The sequence below is a fragment of the Pseudomonas sp. S2_H10 genome, from assembly GCF_054668285.1.
Genome location: NZ_CP162754.1, coordinates 2,850,529 through 2,870,934 on the forward strand (window position 1 = coordinate 2,850,529; position 20,406 = coordinate 2,870,934).

General features: G+C 62.3%; 19 protein-coding genes. 7 read left to right on the forward strand and 12 right to left on the reverse strand.

Annotation, left to right across the window (positions count from 1 at the left end; translation table 11 throughout):
* Positions 1-41: 41 nt before the first annotated feature.
* The gene (locus tag AB4O16_RS12670; protein ID WP_150716769.1) at positions 42-1,382 is read right to left on the reverse strand and encodes a DEAD/DEAH box helicase; all 1,341 of its coding nucleotides are present in this window, start codon (positions 1,380-1,382) and stop codon (positions 42-44) included.
* 52 nt (positions 1,383-1,434) lie between these two features.
* Positions 1,435-2,364 (reverse strand): drug/metabolite exporter YedA, encoded by a 930-nt coding sequence (yedA, locus tag AB4O16_RS12675; protein ID WP_460157838.1) that lies wholly within the window; start codon positions 2,362-2,364, stop codon positions 1,435-1,437.
* A 165-nt stretch (positions 2,365-2,529) separates the two neighbouring features.
* Here yedA and AB4O16_RS12680 point away from each other — a divergent pair, with 165 nt between their 5' ends.
* Positions 2,530-2,982, forward strand: coding sequence for an Lrp/AsnC family transcriptional regulator (locus tag AB4O16_RS12680; protein WP_007990688.1), 453 nt, complete (start codon positions 2,530-2,532; stop codon positions 2,980-2,982).
* A gap of 130 nt (positions 2,983-3,112) precedes the next feature.
* Here the strand turns inward: AB4O16_RS12680 and AB4O16_RS12685 are convergent, their stop codons facing one another.
* From AB4O16_RS12685 to AB4O16_RS12695, 3 genes are all read right to left on the reverse strand, one after another.
* Positions 3,113-3,724 carry a 3'-5' exonuclease gene (locus AB4O16_RS12685; RefSeq protein WP_150716771.1) on the reverse strand — a complete coding sequence of 204 codons (612 nt, stop codon included), beginning with the start codon at positions 3,722-3,724 and terminating at the stop codon, positions 3,113-3,115.
* A gap of 22 nt (positions 3,725-3,746) precedes the next feature.
* Positions 3,747-4,226, reverse strand: a complete 480-nt coding sequence (locus AB4O16_RS12690) for a LabA-like NYN domain-containing protein (protein ID WP_007990686.1) — start codon at positions 4,224-4,226, stop codon at positions 3,747-3,749.
* 120 nt (positions 4,227-4,346) lie between these two features.
* Entirely contained in the window at positions 4,347-5,129 is a 783-nt protein-coding gene (locus tag AB4O16_RS12695) for a DUF2076 domain-containing protein (protein ID WP_460157839.1), read from the reverse strand.
* A gap of 179 nt (positions 5,130-5,308) precedes the next feature.
* On the opposite strand from AB4O16_RS12695, the gene AB4O16_RS12700 reads away from it, so the two are divergent.
* Complete coding sequence (locus tag AB4O16_RS12700) at positions 5,309-5,983, forward strand: YciC family protein (RefSeq protein ID WP_460157840.1); 675 nt, start codon at positions 5,309-5,311, stop codon at positions 5,981-5,983.
* Positions 5,984-6,049: 66 nt separating this feature from the next.
* Positions 6,050-7,129, forward strand: coding sequence for an endonuclease/exonuclease/phosphatase family protein (locus AB4O16_RS12705; RefSeq protein ID WP_460157841.1), 1,080 nt, complete (start codon positions 6,050-6,052; stop codon positions 7,127-7,129).
* A gap of 144 nt (positions 7,130-7,273) precedes the next feature.
* Here the strand turns inward: AB4O16_RS12705 and AB4O16_RS12710 are convergent, their stop codons facing one another.
* The 5 genes from AB4O16_RS12710 to AB4O16_RS12730 form a co-directional block, all read right to left on the reverse strand.
* Positions 7,274-8,107 (reverse strand): ABC transporter ATP-binding protein, encoded by an 834-nt coding sequence (locus tag AB4O16_RS12710; protein ID WP_460157842.1) that lies wholly within the window; start codon positions 8,105-8,107, stop codon positions 7,274-7,276.
* Complete coding sequence (locus AB4O16_RS12715) at positions 8,095-8,898, reverse strand: ABC transporter permease (RefSeq protein WP_007990681.1); 804 nt, start codon at positions 8,896-8,898, stop codon at positions 8,095-8,097. The genes AB4O16_RS12710 and AB4O16_RS12715 overlap by 13 nt, the downstream gene beginning before the upstream one ends.
* Before the next feature lie 8 nt (positions 8,899-8,906).
* Positions 8,907-9,893: an ABC transporter substrate-binding protein gene (locus AB4O16_RS12720; protein WP_160385714.1), complete on the reverse strand. Its 987-nt coding sequence runs from the start codon at positions 9,891-9,893 to the stop codon at positions 8,907-8,909.
* 392 nt (positions 9,894-10,285) lie between these two features.
* On the reverse strand, positions 10,286-11,656 hold the full coding sequence (locus tag AB4O16_RS12725) for an aspartate aminotransferase family protein (protein WP_160385715.1): 1,371 nt from the start codon (positions 11,654-11,656) through the stop codon (positions 10,286-10,288).
* A 21-nt stretch (positions 11,657-11,677) separates the two neighbouring features.
* Positions 11,678-13,168: an aldehyde dehydrogenase gene (locus tag AB4O16_RS12730; RefSeq protein ID WP_460157843.1), complete on the reverse strand. Its 1,491-nt coding sequence runs from the start codon at positions 13,166-13,168 to the stop codon at positions 11,678-11,680.
* A gap of 226 nt (positions 13,169-13,394) precedes the next feature.
* Here AB4O16_RS12730 and AB4O16_RS12735 point away from each other — a divergent pair, with 226 nt between their 5' ends.
* The gene (locus tag AB4O16_RS12735; RefSeq protein WP_460157844.1) at positions 13,395-14,312 is read left to right on the forward strand and encodes a LysR family transcriptional regulator; all 918 of its coding nucleotides are present in this window, start codon (positions 13,395-13,397) and stop codon (positions 14,310-14,312) included.
* Positions 14,313-14,418: 106 nt separating this feature from the next.
* On the opposite strand, the gene hrpB is transcribed toward AB4O16_RS12735, so the two are convergent.
* Positions 14,419-16,935: an ATP-dependent helicase HrpB gene (gene hrpB / locus AB4O16_RS12740; protein WP_460157845.1), complete on the reverse strand. Its 2,517-nt coding sequence runs from the start codon at positions 16,933-16,935 to the stop codon at positions 14,419-14,421.
* Positions 16,936-17,035: 100 nt separating this feature from the next.
* Between hrpB and AB4O16_RS12745 the strand changes: the two genes are divergently transcribed.
* Both AB4O16_RS12745 and AB4O16_RS12750 read left to right on the forward strand, forming a co-directional pair.
* A complete protein-coding gene (locus AB4O16_RS12745) occupies positions 17,036-17,455 on the forward strand; it encodes a polyribonucleotide nucleotidyltransferase (RefSeq protein ID WP_460157846.1) in 420 nt (139 codons plus the stop codon).
* 40 nt (positions 17,456-17,495) lie between these two features.
* Positions 17,496-18,392, forward strand: coding sequence for a cation diffusion facilitator family transporter (locus tag AB4O16_RS12750; RefSeq protein ID WP_460157847.1), 897 nt, complete (start codon positions 17,496-17,498; stop codon positions 18,390-18,392).
* On the opposite strand, the gene AB4O16_RS12755 is transcribed toward AB4O16_RS12750, so the two are convergent.
* Positions 18,386-19,447 carry a DUF6515 family protein gene (locus AB4O16_RS12755; protein ID WP_460157848.1) on the reverse strand — a complete coding sequence of 354 codons (1,062 nt, stop codon included), beginning with the start codon at positions 19,445-19,447 and terminating at the stop codon, positions 18,386-18,388. The genes AB4O16_RS12750 and AB4O16_RS12755 overlap by 7 nt on opposite strands.
* A gap of 436 nt (positions 19,448-19,883) precedes the next feature.
* On the opposite strand from AB4O16_RS12755, the gene AB4O16_RS12760 reads away from it, so the two are divergent.
* Positions 19,884-20,363 carry an Lrp/AsnC family transcriptional regulator gene (locus AB4O16_RS12760; protein ID WP_056855781.1) on the forward strand — a complete coding sequence of 160 codons (480 nt, stop codon included), beginning with the start codon at positions 19,884-19,886 and terminating at the stop codon, positions 20,361-20,363.
* Positions 20,364-20,406 lie beyond the last annotated feature (43 nt).

A 20,406-nucleotide genomic window follows, 5' to 3' on the forward strand; every position in this document is an offset into this window, starting at 1 on the left:
CGAGCTTGCTCGCGATGGCGGACTAACTAACGCAGCACCTATTAAGGCTTGCGCTTGCGCGGCCCGGTATTGAACACCGGCACCTTGCGCACTGGCTTGATCGAAGGCTCCGCCGGCGCGACCTCGCCGCTGTCCACCCACTTACCCAGATTGCGTTTACCACCGCCACCACCGGAAGCCTTGGGCTTCTTCGGTTTCTTCGGCTTCTTGACGACCTGGCCACTGGCATCGGTGTCCGGTACGCGGTGCTCGGGTTCGAAGTCCGGCTCGTTCTGCCGCTTCAGGGTCTGGCGGGTCAGCGTCTCGATGGCCGACAGCAGATTCACTTCATCGGCACACACCAGGGAAATTGCCTCGCCGGTCGAGCCCGCGCGGCCGGTACGACCGATGCGGTGGATGTAGTCCTCGGCAACGATCGGCAAGTCGAAGTTGACCACCAACGGCAGGTCTTCGATGTCCAGGCCACGGGCCGCGACGTCGGTGGCGACCAGGATCTGCACTTCACTCGCCTTGAAGCGGTCGAGCGCACGCTGGCGGGTCGCCTGGGGCTTGTCGCCGTGGATGCCGTCGGCATTGATGCCCAGGCCCTGGAGTTTTTCCACCAGCGCGTCCACGCCGTTGCGGGTCTTGGCGAACACCAGCACCTGCTTCCACTTGCCCTTGCGCATCAGGTGCACGAACAGTTCCGGCTTGCGCTTCTTGTCCACCGTCACGATCCATTGCTTGACCGTGTTGGCCGCGACGTTGCGCGGGCTCACTTCAACCGTCAGCGGGTCGTTGAGCATCTGCCCGGCCAGCAGGCGGATGTCGTCGGAGAAGGTCGCGGAGAACAGCAGCGTCTGACGTTTCTTCGGCAGCGCGCGGTAAATGTTCGCCAGCTCCTCGGAAAAGCCCAGGTCGAGCATGCGGTCGGCTTCGTCCAGCACCAGGGTCTGCAGCTGGTTGAACTTCAGCGCGTTCTGGCGGAACAGGTCGAGCAAGCGGCCCGGAGTCGCCACCAGCAGATCGACGCCACTGCGCAGCTTCATCATTTGCGGGTTGATGCTGACGCCGCCGTACACCGCGTAAGTGCGCAACGGCAGGTTTTCGGCGTACTGGCGCACGGCTTCGTGAACTTGCTCGGCCAGTTCGCGGGTCGGCACCAGGATCAGTGCGCGAACCGAGTTGGCGGTGACTTTCGGCCCTTCCATGGCCAGCAGTTGCAACAGCGGCAGGGCGAAACCGGCGGTCTTGCCAGTGCCGGTCTGGGCGGCGGCCATCAGGTCGCGCCCGGCCAGCACCGCCGGAATGGCTTGCGCCTGAACCGGCGTCGGAGTCTGGTAGCCGAGCGTCTCGAGGGAGCGCAGCAAGGGTTCGATCAGGCCAAGGGTGGCGAAAGTCATGGGAGTACCGTAGGAAAATTCAGCGCGGGTGTGCAATGCCGCGCAGTTTACCCTAATTCACACGGGATTCTGTCGGCACCACCTTCACCGCAGGTAGCTCCGGTTTACGACGCCATTGCGGCAGGCCAATCAACACAACGGCACTGATGATCACAGCCATCGCCAACGCTTCCTCGATACCGATGCTTTCGCCGACAAACACGATCCCCAGCAACACCGCCACCGCCGGGTTGACGTAGGCATAGCTGGTGGCCGCGGCCGGACGCACGTGCTTCAACAGGTACATGTAGGCGTTGAAGGCGATGATCGACCCGAACACGGTCAGGTACGCCAGCGCGGCCCAGCCTTCGATCGGCGGCACCTTTTCCAGGTGTTCACCGCTGACCGCACTGGCGATCAACAGCACCACACCACCCACCAGCATTTCCACGGCGCTGGCCATCGCGCCTTGGGGCAGCGGCAAATGTTTGCTCCAAACAGAACCAAACGCCCAGGTCGCCGCAGCAAAAATCAATAACGCCGCACCCAATGGACTCGATTGCAGGTTGGAACCCAGGTTGAGCATGGCAATGCCGATCAGCCCGAGGACAATCCCGGCCCATTCGAGACGGGTATTACGCGCGCCCCAGAAATATCCACAGAGCAAGGTAAACAGCGGCACCGTCGCCACTGCCAGTGCTGCCACGCCCGACGCGACGCCCGTGTGTTCGGCCACACTCACCGCGCCATTGCCGCACGCCAGCAACAAGATCCCGATGATGCCAGCAGCTTTCCATTGCGCCCAGGTCGGCGCAGGCGCCCCGCGCCAGCGCAGGAAGGCGTACATCAAGGTCCCGGCAATGACAAAGCGGATCCCCGCGAGCAACAGCGGCGGCCAATATTCCACACCGATGCGGATCACCAGGTAAGTCGAGCCCCAAATCACGTACAAGGCGAAGAAGGCAGCGATCAGGGGTAAGGGAAAGCGACGAAGACCGGACATGGGGGCAGCTCACAGGCAAAGACAAGTGAACGGCTATTCTAGAAAGGCTAGTGTCGGAAAATAAGTTACAAAACCTGTTTAAAGCGCCAGTACACTTTTCAAAACACGGAGTTCAGCGCTATAAACCGTGTTTTCGAAAGTCGGCTATTTTCAGGAGTCACCCCGATGGATAAGTACGACCGCATGCTGCTCAGCGCCCTGCTGGAAAACGGTCGCGCGTCCTACGCCGACCTGGCGCGCAAGGTCAACCTGTCCGCCCCGGCGGTGGCCGAGCGCGTGGCCAAGCTCGAAGCCAGCGGGGTGATCACCGGCTATCAGGCGAAAGTCGACATGGCCAAGCTCGGCCTGCCGATCCAGTGCGTGATCGAACTGCGCCTGAACCAGCACGGCAACCAGAAAGCCTACGACGACCTGATCAAAATCCCGCAGTTGACCGAATGCCATCGGGTGACCGGCGACCCGTGCGTGATCATGCAAGCGGCGGTGGGCTCGATGCCGGAGCTGGAAGAACTGATCAACCGGATTGCTACGTTCGGGTTCAGCAAGACGTCGATCGTGTTGTCGAGTGCGATAGAGAAGCGGGTGCCGTTGGGGCATATCGAAGGGAATGGCAAGTAAACCCAAGACAACAGCAGATCCAATGTGGGAGCGAGCCTGCTCGCGAAAGCGGAGTATCAGTCGACATCAATGTTGAATGGTAAATAGCCTTCGCGAGCAGGCTCGCTCCCACAGGGGATGTTTGGTGAATTCAGAACCCGCGATAGCGCTTGAGGTGCTCGCCCACTTTCGCCGCCGGCACTTTCTGCAACTTGCACAGCAAGTCATGGGACAGTTCGCGCAAGCCATGCTTCTGCCGCAGTTCTTCGGCCAGGTGCGCCGTCAGGTTGGCCGCCATCTCGGCATCGGCCATGGCCCGGTGGGCCTTGCCGGTGTTGGGCAGGTTGGCGAAGGTGGTCAGGGTGCCGAGCTTGTGGTTCGGCGCGGCGGGCATCAGGCGGCGGGCCAACAGCAGCGAGCAGGCAAAGTTCTGCAAGCGGGTGCGTTTGATTCGCCCGAGCTCGAAGTCCCAGAACTTCTGGTCGAACGCGGCATTGTGCGCGAGCAACGGCGTGCAGCCGACGAACTCATTGACCTCGTTCATCACCTGCTCGGCAGGCGGCGCGGTGCGCAGCATGGCGTTACTGATGCCGGTGAGTTGCTCGATGAAGCCCGGGACGCGCACACCGGCGTTCATCAGGCTCTGGTAACGCTCGACGATGCGCCCCTGTTCAAGGATCACCACGGCAATTTCCGTGGCCCGGCAGCTGCTGCTCGGGGAGATCCCGGTGGTTTCAAAGTCGATGACTGCTATGCGTTCCAAACCTGGTTCAACTCCGTAAAAATCAATTCTTGAGCAGCAACGCGCCTTCGATCGGCACGTAGCGGCTGGCGGCGCGGATCAGCGAGTTGGCCGTCAGCCCCGGCACGCCGTAGGCCACCGCCTGTACCCCGTGTTTGCTGATGATGCGCTCGAGCAACATGTCGAAATCACCATCACCGGAGGCCAGGACGATTTCATCGACATGGTCGGCGGCGTCCATGATGTCGAGGGTGATGCCCACGTCCCAGTCACCCTTGGCCGAGCCGTCGCTGCGCTGGATGTAGGGCTTGAGCTTCACGGTGAAACCGAGGTTGCGCAGGATTTGCTGGAACTGCTGCTGTTTACTGTCGCCGCGGTCGATGGCGTAGGCGTAGGCCTCGACGATCTCGCCCTGTTTGCTGATGTCAGCCCACAGCGCGGCGTAGTTGAAGTGGCAACCATAAGCCTGACGCACGGTGTAGTAGAGGTTCTGGACATCGGCGAACACTGCGATTTTTTTCACCGGTATTCCTCAAGGCGGAATCAGGCCCCGGGCCCGAAAAGTCGCCCAGTATGCCAGCCCAAAGGATTGTTCCGCGAATAATCGGCCCGGAGCGCGGTTGCGCTCCGGACGAATGGCGTGTCAGACGAAGGAATCGTCGTCGCCACCGAAGAACGATGAGTTGTCATCGCTGTAGTCGGCGTCGCTGAACCCGCCCTGATCGTTGCTCCAGGAATCATTACCGGCCATGCGCTGGTCATCGCCCCAGCCATTGTTGCCCTGGTCGTTGACCTGGGCCGGCTCTTCCTTGATGACTTCGACGACTTCCGGTTGCTGATTGTGATGGAACAGGCTGCTGATGCCTTGAGCCAGCATCACGCCACCCGCCACGCCGGCAGCGGTTTTCAGCGCACCGCCGAGGAAACTGCTACCGGCCGCTGCCGGAGCCTGCTGCTGCGGTGCATAGCCCTGCTGTGGAAAGTTTTGCTGTGGCGCGCCGAAGTTCTGCTGTGGCGGTTGCGCACCGAACGACGAGCGTCCCGGCTCACGCCAGCCGCCGCTGGGCGGCGGTGCGTTCTGGGTGGGTGCCGGTTGTGGATCACGGGAAGCGCCGCCAAAGATGCTCGACAAAAAGCCACCACTGCTGGGTGCCGGAGCCGGGATCGCCTGCGCCTTGGCCTGCTGCAGCTCGGCCTGCAACTGCTGGACTTGCCCGTTCAGTTGCTTGTTCTGCTCATCGAGGCTCTTGATTGCCGCCTCTTGCACCAGAATCGCCTGGGTCATGAAATAACCTGCCGCTGGCTGGCGCGTCAGGTGTTCCTTGATCCGCGCCTCGGCCAATGCGTCGCGCGGGGCTGAGTCCGTTTCGGCCTGCTGCAGCCGGGAAAACAGTCCATCGATCAGGGTTTGTTCTTCGCTGTTCATGGCGACCTCGTAGATTGCCGGGGGAAATCAATGCGCTTTTCCAGTGAGGATAAGGCGCCCGACCTTAATGGAGGCTGAAACAAGTTGTTTCAATGACCTTTACCGATCGTTTACGTTTGCGTCCCCGAGCACTTGATCGGTTAAAGTGGACCACTGCTTCCAACCTGCGATACCGACTGATGAATCCGTTAGATGTGCTGCGTGACTCCCTGTATTTCTTCAAGCGCAATCTGGGCCAGATCGTGCAGCTGTGCCTGCCGCTGGTGATTTTCGAGGCGCTGCTGCAACAAGTGGTCGACCACTCCACGGAGCCGGACAGTTTCCCCGGCATCAGCGTGATCGTCGGCTTGCTGGTGTACCCGCTGTACACCGCCGCGCTGATCCTGTTTCTCGACGCCCGCAGCCGGGGCGAATCGCCGAGCAACCGCGAGCTGCTGTCTAGGTCCGCCTACCTGTGGCCGCGCTTCGCCCTGCTGACGGCGCTCAATACGGTGCTGATTCTGCTGGGCCTGTCGCTGTACTTCCTGCCAGGCATCTACCTGATGGTGACCCTGGCGTTTGGCGAATACCTGCTGGTGTTGCGCGGCCTGGCGCCGCTGGCGGCCATGAAGGAAAGCCTGCGCGTGACCAAAGGTCACTTCCTGCGCATCCTGCTGTGCATTCTGTGTGTGATGGGGCCGTTGTGGCTGCTCAAGGGCATGACGCTGGCGGCGTACCCGGAACCTCAGAACCCGGTGGTTTCAGTGCTGATCGACAGCGCCCACAGCTTCCTGCAGTTGTTTACCAGCGTGGTGCTGTTCCGCCTGTTCATGCTGATCAACCCGCTGCCCGAGAGCAATGACAACCCGCTCTGACCTTGGGCGCGACCCTCGCTCTCGGGTATGCTCGAGAGCAATTTTGTAACGCTATTAAGCCGAGCCATGACCCGTCTACTGCGCTACACCCTGCTGGGCCTGCTGATTGCGATCGGCCTGGCCGTCGTGATGATCTACAGCCTGACCTGGCGCCCCGACGCCAAAGAAGTGTTACCCGTCAGTTGCAGCGACCAGGCACCCACCCTGGTCCCGGGGCAGGCGTTGAAGGTGATGACCTGGAACGTCCAGTACCTGGCCGGCAAGCGTTACGTGTTCTGGAATGACCTGGCCGCCGGTACCGACGAACGCCCCACACCGGAAGACATGGCCTTCAGCCTCGACGAAGTGGCGCGGGTGATTCGCGACGAGCAACCGGACATCGTGTTGCTGCAGGAACTGGACGACGGCGCCAAGGCCAGCGATTACCAGCACCAGTTCAAGCTGCTGCAGGAACGGCTCGCCGACTTGTATCCATGTAGCGCCAGCGCCTTCGACTGGAAGGCCGACTTCGTACCGAACCCGCACATCTTCGGCAGCGTTGGCCGGCAACTGGCGACCCTGAGCCGTTACCAGATCGAACATGCCGAACGCCTGCAACTGCCCGTCGCCTCGGGCAATCCTCTCAGCCGCCAGTTCCAGCCGAGGAACGCCTTGCTGGTGAGCTACCTGCCCTTGAGTGACGGTGGGCAAATTGCCGTGCTCAATACCCATCTGGAGCGTGCGACCCGGGCCGGCAATATCCTGCAAAAACAGGTGGACGCCGTGGCCAGGACGCTCGACAGATTCGAAAGCCGTGGCACGCCGTGGCTGATCGGTGGGGATTTCAACCTGTTGCCGCTTGGCCAGTATCGACGCCTGCCCGATGCACAACGCACGCCCTTCTCCGCCGACAGCCCGCTGCACTTGCTGTGGGACAAATACCCGATGATCCCGACCAACAACGAGGCCAGTGGCATCAATCGCGAGCGCTGGCTGACGCATTACCCGAACGACACCGGGCTGAACGGCCCGGACCGGACCGTCGACTACCTGTTCTACAGTCCGCGGATCAAACGGGTGGAGGCCATGGTGCGGCAGGACGATACGTTGCGTATCTCCGATCACCTGCCGGTGATTGCGCGGTTTCTGTTGCCGGCTGCGCCCTGACACCTCACTCCAGCCAGACACAAAACCTGTGGGAGCGAGCTTGCTCGCGATGGCGTCGTGTCAGTCGACATCTATGCTGAATGACAAATTGCAATCGCGAGCAAGCTCGCTCCCACAGGGATGGTGCACGGGCTGGAATCGGCTTTAATGCACCTCTTCCAGATCATCATGCAGCAGCCCGAAGATCTCGCGTTTCATCTCGATGAACGAGCGCTCCATGACCATGTCCAGGTTGCGCGGACGTTCGATCGGCACATCGAGAATCTGCTTGATCCGCCCCGGCCTGGCGCCCATCACATACACCCGGTCACCCAGCAGAATCGCTTCGTCAATGTCGTGGGTCACGAACAACACGGTCTTCTTGCTGTTGCCCCACACCCGCAGCAACAACTGCTGCATTTGCAGGCGCGTCTGGCTGTCGAGGGCGCCGAAGGGTTCGTCCATCAGCAGGATCTGCGGATCATTGGCCAGCGCACGGGCAATGGCGACGCGTTGCATCATGCCGCCGGACAACTGCTTGGCGTAGTTGTCGGCAAAGCCGCTCAAGCCCACTTCGTTGACGTAGTAGTCGACGATGTCTTTGCGCTCCGCCGCCGGCATGCCGCGCCGCTTGAGGCCGAACTCGACGTTCTGGCGCACCGTCAGCCACGGGAACAGCGTGTAGCTCTGGAACACCATGCCGCGATCCGCACCCGGCCCTTCCACCTGTTGGCCGCCGACGTAAATCTCGCCCGAGGTCGGTTCGGCCAGGCCGGCGGTGAGGTACAGCAGGCTCGACTTGCCGCAGCCCGAAGGTCCGACCAGTACCGCGAATTGCTGGTCCGGCACTTCGAATGACACTTCCTCCAATGCGGTAAAGGTTCCGCCATCGGGTTTCTTGTAACGCAGGCTGACCTTGTCCACCTTCAGCCGAGGGGCGTTCACCGGGACAACCTGGGGGGCGACAAAACGATGAGTGGCGGCGGTTACTGAGCCCATGCGGTGATCCTCAAGCGAAGGAAACGGAACAGTTGATCGGTGACCAGGCCCAGCAGGCCGATGATCGCGATGGCGAGGAAAATCACATCCACCTGGAAGCCACGCATGGCCTTGAGGCTCAGGTAACCCAGGCCACTGGAAGCGGCGACCAGTTCAGCCACCACCAGGTAAGTCCAGGCCCAGCCCATGGTCACGCGCAGGGTGTCGAGCACACCTGGCAAGGAAGCCGGAGCGATCACGTGCAGCACCGCATCACGACGGTTGGAACCCAGGGTGTAGGAGGCGTTGATCAGGTCCTTGGAGATGCCTTTTGACACGTCCGCGATCATCACCAGTTGCTGGAAGAATACGCCGAAGATGATCACCGACACCCGCTGCTCCAGACCGATACCGATCCACAGGATGAACAACGGTACGAACGAGGTCACCGGCAAATAGCGGATGAAGTTGACCAACGGTTCCAGGAACGCCTGGACGATGCGGAAGCTGCCCATCAGCAGTCCCAGCGGCACCGCCACCAGGGACGACACGATGAAGCCGACCATCACCACCTCAACGCTGGCCCACACATGCTGGCCGAGGGTGCCGTCGCGACCCAGGCGCACGGCGGCCTCGACCACCGCGCCCGGCGTCGGCAGGAACATGCCCGGCACCACGCCACCGTAGGACAAGCCGGCCCACAGGCCGACCAACAGCACCCAGGCCAAACCGCTCGCGCTCCAGATCACCGAGACCGGCAAACCGGTCTTGGGCGTGATGCAACGGCTCAGCCACGAATTGCGCTTGAACATGCAGCCTCCTAGAGCGGGGTGACGAAGCGGTTGTCGATCAGGTCGTCATTGCTGACGTTGTAGGGTTTGCCTTGCAGCTCGCTGGCGGTCTCGTTGGCCAGTTTGATCAGCGGCGCGCTGTCACCCGGCTTGCCCGGCGAACCCAGCAGTTTTTCGCTCATGGCCTGATCGTAGAAACGCACGCCTTGCGCTGCAGCTTCCAGCTCCTTCGGATCGGCCAGGTAACCGCCAACCCCCTTGGCCATGATTTTGTAGGCTTCCTGCGGATGATCCTTGGTGTACTGCACGGCTTTGTACAAACCGGCCACCAGGGCCTTGACGTCTTCCGGCTGTTTTTCGATGACGCTGCAGTTGAGTGCAACCACGTCGACGATCACCCCCGGTGTGCTGCTGCTGTCGATCAGCACCTTGCCCTGCTGCTTGTCGCGAACCATCGACAGGTGCGGCTCCCAGGTCACTGCGGCGGGAACGCGACCGGCGATGAAGGCAGTGGCGGCATCGTCGGCCGTCATGTTCTGCACGGTGATGTCGCTCATGCTCATGCCGTGTTTCTTCAGCAGATAGGACAGCCAGAACTGCGAGGTCGAACCTTCGTTCACCGCCACTGCCTTGCCCTTGAGTTCTTGCAGGCTCTTGACGTCCTTGCCCACCAGCACGCCGTCGCCACCATGGCTGTCGTCCAGTGCGGCCACGGCCTTGAAGCAGAATTGCGGACGGTACTTGAGCACCTCGTCGATGGTCGACGCCGAGCCGGACAACTCGCCGGACGCTTGTGCGGCCATGTACATCGCCGCTTCTTCGACCACCGGCAACTCGACGGTCAAACCGTTTTCCTTGAAGTAGCCAAGGTCCTGGGCCAGGTACAGGGTGCCGTAGCCGACCCAGGTGGTATGACCGATGGACAGGGTGCCGGCCTGGGCGCTGGTGGCGACCGTCGCGGCGATGGCGGTGACCGCCAGTGGATGGGCAACGCGGGTAAGCAAGGACTTGATCATGGAGCACTCCCAAAGCTGTTGATTTAGTTTTGTCATGGGCAGTACGGCGAGCCCTGAATCGGCTGCGGCCTGTGGTCTCTCGGGGACCCTTCGACGGGCAGCATTCGGCGGGCTGGCGAGATCGATGGTGGCCCAAGGGCGGGATCAGGAAAACGAGGAAATATGTCGATGCGAACGATGAAAAAACTCGTTAGCGCGCACCGGGAAAGGGCGCTGTGGGCGGGGATGCCCGAGGTGGGTGCAACGCGTTAAAAATGTATTGAATGGGCGATAGCAATCGCGGGCAAGCCCGCTCCCACAGGTCAGGTGTCGTGCCCGATTTCTGCGGCCGACATAAATCCTGTGGGAGCGGGCTTGCCCGCGATCAAGGTCCGCAGGACCTTCCGGCAATATCAGAGCCGGCCGTATTCCTGCGCCGTACGATCCATCGCTGTCAGGGTCTTGCTGATCAACTCGTCAACCTCTTCACGACTGGCAATCAACGCCGGCGCCATGATGATCCGCCCCAAAGTCGAGCGCACGATCACGCCCTCCTCGAAACCAATCGTACGGCAGCGCCACGCAATGTCGTTCTCGTTGGCGAAACGCTTGCGAGTGGATTTGTCTTCGGCCAGTTGCAGCGCCGCGACCATGCCGGTGCCCTGGATGTCGCCCACCAGCGGGTGCTTGCCGAACACTTCGCGCAGGCACTGTTGCAGGTACGGGCCGATGTCGTCCTTGACCCGCGTCACCACGCCTTCATCACGCAGCGCCTTGAGGTTGGCAATCGCCACCGCCGCCGCCACCGGGTGCCCGGAATAGGTCAGGCCGTGGGCAAACACGCCGCCCTGCTCCACCAGCACCGAGGCCATTTTCTTCGACAGGATCAAGCCGCCCATCGGGATATAGCCCGAGGTCAGGCCCTTGGCGATGGACAGGGTGTCCGGCTCGAAACCGAAGTACTCGTGGGCGAACCATTCGCCGGTACGACCGAAGCCGCCGATCACTTCATCGGCGCACAGCAGCACGTCGTATTTGCGGCAAATGCGCTGGATTTCCGGCCAGTAGCTTTCGGGCGGGAAGATCATGCCGCCGGCGCCCTGGAACGGTTCGGCGATGAAGCCTGCGACCTTGTCCGCCCCCAGTTCGAGAATCTTCGCTTCCAGTTGCTGTGCCGCGCGCAGACCGAATTCGGCTGGCGTCAGGTTGCCTTCGTGGGCGAAGAAGTACGGCTCGTCGATGTGCTCGATGTCCGGAATCATGCCGCCCATTTCGTGCATGAATTTCATGCCGCCCAGCGCCGTCGCGGCCAGGGTCGAACCGTGATAACCGTTCCAGCGGCCGATCATGATTTTCTTCTCGGGCTTGCCGAGCACCTGCCAGTAACGACGCACCGTGCGGATCAACACCTCGTTGGCTTCAGAGCCGGAGTTGGTGTAGATCGCGTGGCTGTAGTGAGCCGGCAGCAGGCTGAACAGCAGCTCGGACAGCTCGATCACCTGCGGGTGGGTGGTGTGGAAAAACATGTTGTAGTACGGCAGCTGCTCCAGCTGTTGCGACGCCGCAGCGGCCAGGTCCTTGCGCCCGTAACCGAGGTTGGTGCACCACAACCCGGACATGCCGTCGAGGTAACGCCGGCCATCGTTGTCCCACAGATGCAGGCGCTCGCCACGGACCATCACCCGTGGTCCCTCGTCGTTGAGGGCTTTCTGATCGACGAACGCATGGATGTGGTGCGCAGCGTCGGCGGCCTGGTAGTCGCGGGTTTCACGTGGTGTGGTCATCGCCAGTTCTCCGTTTTGTTATCAGCGCAATTGAAACCAGGTGGTCTTCAACTGGGTGTATTTATCGAATGAATGCAGGGACAGGTCGCGGCCGAAACCGGACTGCTTGCCACCGCCAAAAGGTACGGTCACGTCCAGCGCATCGACGCTGTTGACCGACACCGTACCGGCTCGCAATTGTCGCGCCACACGGTGGGCGCGGTTGAGGTCGTCGGTCCACAGCGAAGCGGCCAGACCGTAGACGCTGTCGTTGGCCAATTGCAAGGCGTGAGCCTCATCGTTGAACGCCGTGACGGCCAGCACCGGGCCGAACACTTCGTCGCGAAACAGCGGCATATCCGGGGTCACACCGGTGAAAATCGTTGGCTGGATGAAGTTGTCCGAGCCGTTGAAGATCGACTGCCGACCGCCACAAATCCGGGTCGCGCCTTGCTGCTCGGCCTGCTGGATGAAGGTCATGATGCGCGCGGTCTGACGGCTGTCGACGATGGCCCCGGCGGCGCTCGACGGGTCCAGCGGGTCGCCCGGCAACCAGCGTTCGGCCTGGGCCTTGAGGCGCTCGACGAACTCGTCATGAATCGAGCGCTGCACCAGCAACCGCGAGTTGGCCGAACAGACTTCACCCTGGTTGAAGAAGATGCCGAACGCGGCTTTCTGCGCGGCCAGGTCCAGATCCTGACAATCGGCGAACACCAGGTTGGCGCTCTTGCCGCCGCACTCCAGCCACACCTGCTTGAGGTTCGATTGCGCCGAGTACTGCATGAAATATTTGCCGACTTCGGTGGAGCCGGTGAACACCAGGCAATCGACGTCCGGGTGCAGGCCGAGGGCCTTGCCGGTTTGCTCGCCGAGGCCGGGCAACACGTTCAACACACCTGCCGGCACGCCGGCTTCAAGCGCCAGCTCAGCCAGACGCAAAGCGGAAAACGGCGACTGCTCGGCCGGCTTGAGAATTACCGAGTTGCCCGACGCCAGGGCCGGAGCGAGTTTCCACGCGGCCATGTCCAGCGGGAAATTCCACGGCACCACGGCCGCCACCACGCCGAGGGCTTCGCGGGTGATGGTCGCGAGCACGTTCTGCGCACTCGGGGCGACCTGATCATAGAGTTTGTCGAGGCTCTCGGCGTACCAGCGGAACACGCCCGCGGCGCCCGGCACATCGATGTTGTAGGCATCCGCGACGGGCTTGCCCATGTTCAGCGAGTCGAGCAGCGCCAGTTCTTCGCGGTTGTCGAGAATCAAGTCGGCCAGGCGCAACAGTACTTGCTTGCGTTCGCTCGGTGAGCGCGCAGCCCAGGTACCCGCCTCGAAGACCTGCCGCGCATTGCGCACCGCCACGTTCACGTCTTCTTCGCCGCAGGCGGCAACGTTGGCCAGGCATTGGCCGGTGGCGGGGTTGATCGCGGCGAAAGTCTGCCCCGACTGCGCCGCATGGCGCTTGCCGTCGATCACGGCCTGGTCGGGAAACCGCAGGGAAGCGGCCTTGCGTTGCCAATACTCAAGCTCGAACACGTTCAGATGCTCCGTTGGACATTCTTGTGTATTGGATAGTCGCTCAGGCCCGAGCGGTGGAAAACCAGTAAAAATGTGTTCGCAGGCCAAGAAAAAACTACGTAGCCAATCTCCCTTCCGGCGCAGCATGTGGTTATTGTTCAACCACGACAAATCGCTACCCGAGCGGATAGGGGTGGCGCGCAAATTGCCTGGATGCCTGATCCGTTCTCCCCCGAGGTTTGCTGTGGCTGCCTACAATCTGCGTCAACTGAAATACTTCATCACCACCGTCGAGTGCGGCAGCGTCGCCGAGGCCTCGCGCAAGCTCTACATCGCCCAGCCTTCGATCTCCACGGCCATCAAAGGTCTGGAAGACAGTTTCGGCGTGCAACTGCTGATCCGCCATCACGCCCAGGGCGTGTCATTGACCCCCAGCGGTGCCCGCTTTTACCGCAAGGCCCAGGAACTGCTGCGCATGGCCAAGGAGTTCGAGCAGAACGCCCTGGCCGACAACGACGTGGTATCCGGGCAGATCGATATCGGCTGTTTCGAAACCGTCGCGCCGCTGTACCTGCCGCAATTGATCGCCGGGTTTTCCGCGTTGTACCCGGGGGTGGAAATCCGCATCCGCGACGGCGAGCAACAAGAGCTGGTGCAGGGCCTGACGTCTGGCGCCTTCGATCTGGCGATCCTCTACGAGCACGATCTGGACGGCACCATCCAGACCGAACCACTGATGCCGGCGCAGCGACCGTACGCGCTGCTACCGGCGGATCACCGCTTCGCACAGCAAGCGCAAGTGTCGCTGCGGGACCTGTACCTGGAGCCGATGATTCTTTTGGACGTGCAGCCGAGCCGGACCTATTTCGTCAGCCTGTTCGATGAGCTGGGCCTGACCCCGCGCATCGCCTTCAGCTCGCCATCGATCGAGATGGTGCGCGGCATGGTCGGCCAAGGCTTCGGATTCTCGATCCTGGTGACCAAGCCGCACTCGGAGTGCACCTACGACGGGCAGAAAGTGGTGTGTGTGGACATCGCCGAAGACGTCACCGGTTCCGGGCTGGTGGCGGCATGGCTCAAGCGTGGGCAACTGACCAAACCGGCGCAGTTGTTCGCTGACTATTGCCGCGAACAACTGACCGCCAAATCCGAAAGCTCGTAGGAGCTGGCTTGCCAGCGATGGCGGCATCAAGGACGGTACATGTCTCAAGGGCCTCATCGCCGGCAAGCCGGCTCCTACAAGGTATGCGTGCAGGTCGACGTTTGATTTACTTACGCGGTTTGATCCGCGCCGTCGCCTCCGCCACCAAAGGATCATCCGGCCAGTAATGCTTCGGGTACCGCCCCTTCAAATCCTTCTTCACTTCGGCGTAGGTGCTGCGCCAGAAGTTCGCCAGATCCTGAGTCACTTGCACTGGCCGCCGTGCTGGCGACAGCAGATGAAGTTTCACGACTTGTCGCCCGCCAGCGATGCGCGGGGTCTCGGCCAGGCCGAACAACTCCTGCAAACGCACCGCCAGAATCGGCGGCTGTTCACTGTAGTCCAGACGAATCGACGAGCCCGACGGCACGCTCAAATGATGCGGCGCCAGTTCGTCCAGCCGCTGTGGCAGCGGCCACGGCAGCAGGTTGTGGACGATGCTCGACAGGTCCAGGTTGGCGAAGTGACTGAGCCGGGAAACCTTGCCCAGATACGGCATCAGCCAATGCTCCAGGCCTATGAGCAACGCCGCGTCGCTGACATCCGGCCACTCGCTCTCGCCCTTGGCGGCGAGGTCCAATTGACGCAACAAGGCAACCCGCGCCTGCCACTGACGCAGCTCCGGGGTCCACGGCAACAGCTCCAGGCCTTTGCGACGCACCAGATTCACCAGCGCCTGGCTGCGTGCGTTTTCGTCGAGTCCGGTGAGCGGTTCACGACTGAGGATCAATTCGCCGACCTTGCGCTGACGCTCGGCCCGCAGCACGCCTTCACGCTCATCCCAATCCAGTTGATCGACGCAACGCACCTGCTCGGCCAGCACTGAATCGAAGAGCGCCGGGTCGAAGTCCGTCGCCAGATAAATCCGTTCCTCACGCTGCCCCTGACGACTGCCCAGATCGGCAATCACCAGCCACGGTTGCTTCATCAGGCTGTCGGCTTCGGCGAACAGTGCCGCACGACCGTTGGCCAAACGGTATTCCGCGCCACCGGCACGCCGCTGCTGGGCGACCCGGTCGGGATAGGCCAGCGCCAGCAAGGCGCCGAGCCAGCGTGGATGGTCGGGATCGCTGACCGGCGCCGAGGCTTTGCCGCGCAGGTAACCACGATATTGCCGCGCCAGTTGCCGTGCGCGCTGCACCCCGCCCTGTGCGCCACGTGCAGCACGCTCTTCGCCGGACAGCAGCACCAGTCGGCTGTGCAGGTCCGCCCCGGCACCGCGCAAGATATCGCGCTCGCCGAGCAGCGCCGCGACGTCGCAGGCCATGTCCGCCAGCCCCAGCGCCTGACCGCGCAACAGCAAATGCGCGATGCGCGGATGCGCAGGCAGTTCAGCCATGGCCTGGCCGTGGCGGGTCAGCGCTTCGCCCTCCAGTGCGCCCAGGCGTTCGAGCAGGTCCTGGGCCTGTGCATAAGCGGCGGCCGGTGGCACGTCGAGCCACACCAGTTGCCCGGGTGTCACACCCCAGCGTCCCAGTTGCAAAGCCAGCCCGGCGAGGTCCGCGGAAAGAATTTCCGCACTGCCGTAGGCCGCCAGTTGCTCGTGCTGATCCTGGGACCACAGGCGATAACACACGCCCGGTTCCAGCCGCCCTGCCCGGCCCGCACGTTGCGTGGCGCTGGCTTTGGAAATGCGCTGGGTGTCGAGGCGAGTCATGCCGCTGCCGGGGTCGAAACGCGGCACCCGCGCCAGCCCGGCATCGATCACCACGCGCACACCATTGATGGTCAAGCTGGTCTCGGCGATGTTGGTGGCCAGCACCACTTTGCGCTCGCCCGCCGGTGCCGGATCGATCGCGGCCCGTTGCGCGGCGAGGTCCAGTTCACCGTGCAACGGACACAACAGAACCTGAGTGTTTTCGCCCAAGGCATCGGCCAGTTGCTGATGCACGCGGCGGATTTCTGCCTGCCCCGGCAGGAACACCAGCACGCTGCCGGTCTCGTCGTTCAAGGCTTCGAGGATGGTCTGCACCAGCCGCGGCTCGATGAATTCACCTGCCTGGAACGGCCGCCCCCAGCGCATCGCCACCGGGAACATGCGCCCTTCGCTGCGCAGGATCGGTGCGTCGTCGAGTAACCCGGACAGGCGCTCGCCCTCGAGCGTGGCCGACATCAAGAGGATTTTCAGCGGCTGATCGTCACGGAACAGTTCCCTGCCATTGAGGCTCAGGGCCAAGGCCAGATCCGCGTCGAGACTGCGTTCGTGGAACTCGTCGAAGATCAGCAGGCCCACGCCTTCCAGCGCCGGGTCATCCTGCAGGCGCCGGGTGAGGATGCCTTCGGTGACCACTTCGATGCGGGTATTGGGGCCGACCTTGCTGTCGAGCCGAATGCGATAGCCCACGGTTTCGCCGACCTTCTCCCCCAACTCGCTGGCCAGGCGCTCCGCTGCTGCGCGTGCGGCCAACCGGCGGGGTTCGAGCATCAGGATGGTCTGCCCGGCCAGCCACGCCTCGTTGAGCAAGGCCAAAGGCACGCGGGTGGTTTTACCGGCGCCTGGCGGCGCTTCGAGCACGGCTTCGTGGCGTGTAGCGAGGGCTTCACGCAGGGCGGGTAAAACTTCATCGATCGGCAAAGAAATCATGCTGGCTCCAATACAGAGCGGCGAGTATAACGGCGAACTGTTTGGCGTAGTCTGGGCTCTAACCAGTAACGTTATTGGCGTTCTACTCAGGAGATTTCAAATGCGTGCTCCCTTTCGCCTGATTGGCGGTGTTCTGGTCGCAACCTTGCTGACTCAAGTGACCGCCTGCGGTTCGATCTTCTACCCCGATCGCCGTGGCCAGATCGAAGGCAAGATCGACCCGGCCATTGCCGTGCTCGACGCCGTCGGCCTGCTGTTCTACATCATCCCCGGCCTGATCGCGTTTGCCGTGGATTTCGCCACTGGCGCGATCTACTTCGAGCCAGGCAAGACCGCGCAGGTCGATCCGCAAAAACTCAAGAACGCCATCGGCCCCGACGGCAAGGTCGATAACCGCAAGTTGCAGACTATTCTGGAAAGCGAGCTGGGCCGCAGCTTCCCGCTGGACGATCCACGCCTGATCCAGAGCAAGGGCAGCGCCCAGCAACTGGCGATGTTCGGCCTGCAACCGGCCGCGTAATCACTGCGCGCCAACGGACTCTTCAAGGAACGATTGCCCTATGACCTCCAGCTCCGAACACGCCCGCCTGCTGCGGCTGGCGACCCGTGCCTCGGTGGCGGTGGCGTGCACGTTGATCGTCGCCAAGGCCATCGCCTGGTGGCTGAGCGGTTCGGTGAGCATGCTCGCCGGGCTCACCGACTCGGCACTCGACGGCGTCACGTCGTTGCTCAATCTGTTGGCGGTGCATTACGCCCTGCGCCCCGCCGACGATGATCATCGCTACGGGCACGGCAAGGCCGAGTCTCTGGCGGGCATGGCCCAGGCGCTGTTCATCGGCGGCAGTGCGGTGCTGATTGCGTTGCAGGCCTACGATCGGCTGAAACATCCCGAACCGATCGGCGCGCCGTGGATCAGCATCGGTGTGATTGTGTTCTCGCTCGCCCTGACCCTGGCCTTGCTGATGTTGCAGCATCGGGTGATCAAGGCGACGGGCTCCAATGCCGTGCGTGCCGATTCGCTGCATTACCGTTCGGACATGCTGCTCAACGGCAGCATTTTGCTGGCGCTGATACTGGCCGGGTTCGGCTGGGATCAGGTCGACGCCTGGTTTGGCCTGGGCATCGCCGCGTATATCCTGTGGAGCGCGGTGCAGATCGCCCGGGAGAGTTTTGCAGTATTGATGGATGAGGAACTGCCACCGGATGTCAGCCAGCACATGCTGGAACTGGCGTGCGGCGTACCCGGCGTGTTGGGTGCGCATGACCTGCGCACGCGGATATCCGGCAACCAGTGGTTTGTGCAGTTGCACCTGGAGTTGCCGGGGGAACTGACGTTGTCAGTCGCCCACGGCATCAGCGATCAGGCGGCCGCAGCCATTCACAACACCTACCCGCGAGCCGAAGTGCTGGTGCACGCCGACCCGCAGGAAGTGGTGAAAGCCGCCCGGGCTCAGTAGTTCACCTGATAACCGCGACTGCTCAGGCAGTTGCCCTGGGCCTGTCGATAGGCTTGCACCACCGACGGGTCTGGCTGGTAGGTGGCGGTGCGTGGATCGAAACCACTCTGCTGCACCGCGTATTGATAACACTCGTAGCCATCCCGGCTGACCTGCTCCTGCGACTGCCCGTTGGCCGGATACGCTTCCACGTCATAGCCATTGCTGGCGGCCGGTGGTTGCGATTGCGGTTGGCCAACCGGCGGCTCGACCACGATGTAATCCCGAGTGTTCTCCTGGTAGGCGTAATACGAACCGGCCGCGAGGAACAGCAGCGCCCCGCCGATCCACACCTGTTCGGCGTAGTCAGGCAGGTAGCTGACGCGAATTCCGCGCGGTGGCGCTACCACCTCATAACGCGGGCCCAGCGGGCGATACCAGTAGCCCCCGGAATAGTAGTAATCCATGCCACGGTAAGGCACGCGGTAGTTACGCTCGGGGAAGCGGTCGATCACCTGGCCGGGGCGATACCTGGGGCCCGGACCCCAGCCGTTACCGCGTCCGCTCGGGCGTCCGTCCCAGTGATTGTCATTGTTCGGCGCACCGACATAGCCGTTCCAGCGCTGGTTGTTATCGTTGCGATGAGGCTGATCCTGGTAGTAACCGCGCTGCGGTTGCTGGGTCTGGCGCACGGTGTCGGGGCGGGGCTGGATCGGCATGTCAGTGGCCGGCGCCTGCGGCGGTGGCGGTGGTGAGCGAACCCGGCTGTTGAAATCCGGTGCTGGACTCTCCTGCCCCTGGCCCTTGTTCTGACGTTGGTTCTGACCGTTGTGCTCGTACTGGCGGTTGTCGTTGTTCTGCGCGCGCGGCTGATTCTGTGGCGGGTTGTTTTGCGGACGTGGCTGGTTGTTGCCACCACGGCCCTGATCACCACCCTGGTTACCACCCTGACGCCCATCCTGGCCGTGCTGTCCGCCATCATGGCCTCGGTTCTGCGGCTCATCGGCCAGCGTTTGCGCGGTGACACTGACACACAGCAAACCAACACCGGCCAAACGCCAGATGCGCGATTTCATGCTTTTCCTCATTGCGGGTTAGGGCCTGTACATAAGACTGGGAAAGCAGTGGCCGGTTCTGCAACAGGTTATCAGTCACGCAACTTATTTATTGAGGACGGGGGGTAAATTCCACGCAAGAAAAAGGGGAGACCCGTCGGCCTCCCCTTGGAGAACTTCGTCCTGGCTCGACGCTTATGACGTCGGCTCACCTCACGCCGTCTTCTGGACAGTGTGTAGCTCGGGGGCCGGCACATCCCCGGTGGGGGTGGCGGCCGCGGCTGGCCTGATTGGGCGAGTCGCAGTGGACTGTTTGTCCGAGCAGTGATTCTGGTGATAAGAATAGGCTCGGAGCGCCGGCAGAGGATTGCGAAGATTGCTCAATTAAACATCACTTGCGCAATTTTTAACCCCGGATACATAATCCGCCGCAATAGTTACGACAAAGGACTGATTGATGAGCAAGCTCGACCGTTATGACCTGAGTATTTTGGCGGAATTGCAGCGCGACGCGCGCATCTCCAACCAGGAGCTGGCCGAGCGCATCGGCCTGTCGCCTTCGCCGTGCTCGCGGCGGGTCAAGCAACTGGAAGACGACGGCTACATTTCCCGTCAGGTCGCCCTGCTCGACCGCAAGATGCTCGGCCTGAGCCTGACGGCCTACGTGCTGATCGGCATGGACCGACATACCCCGGAGCGTTTCGAGAATTTCGAACAGGCCATCCGCACTTTGCCGCAGGTACTGGAATGCAGCCTGGTGACCGGCATGGACGCCGACTATCAGCTCAAGGTCGTGGTGCCGGACATGGATCACTACCAGAAACTGCTGCTCGGGCATCTGACGCGGATTGAAGGCGTGACCAGCGTGCGGTCGAGTTTTGTGTTGAATCAGGTGTTGAATAGCACCGAACTGCCTTTGACTCATCTGCGCAGCTAAGTACGCCATCGCTGGCAAGCCAGCTCCCACAGTGTCCGTGTCG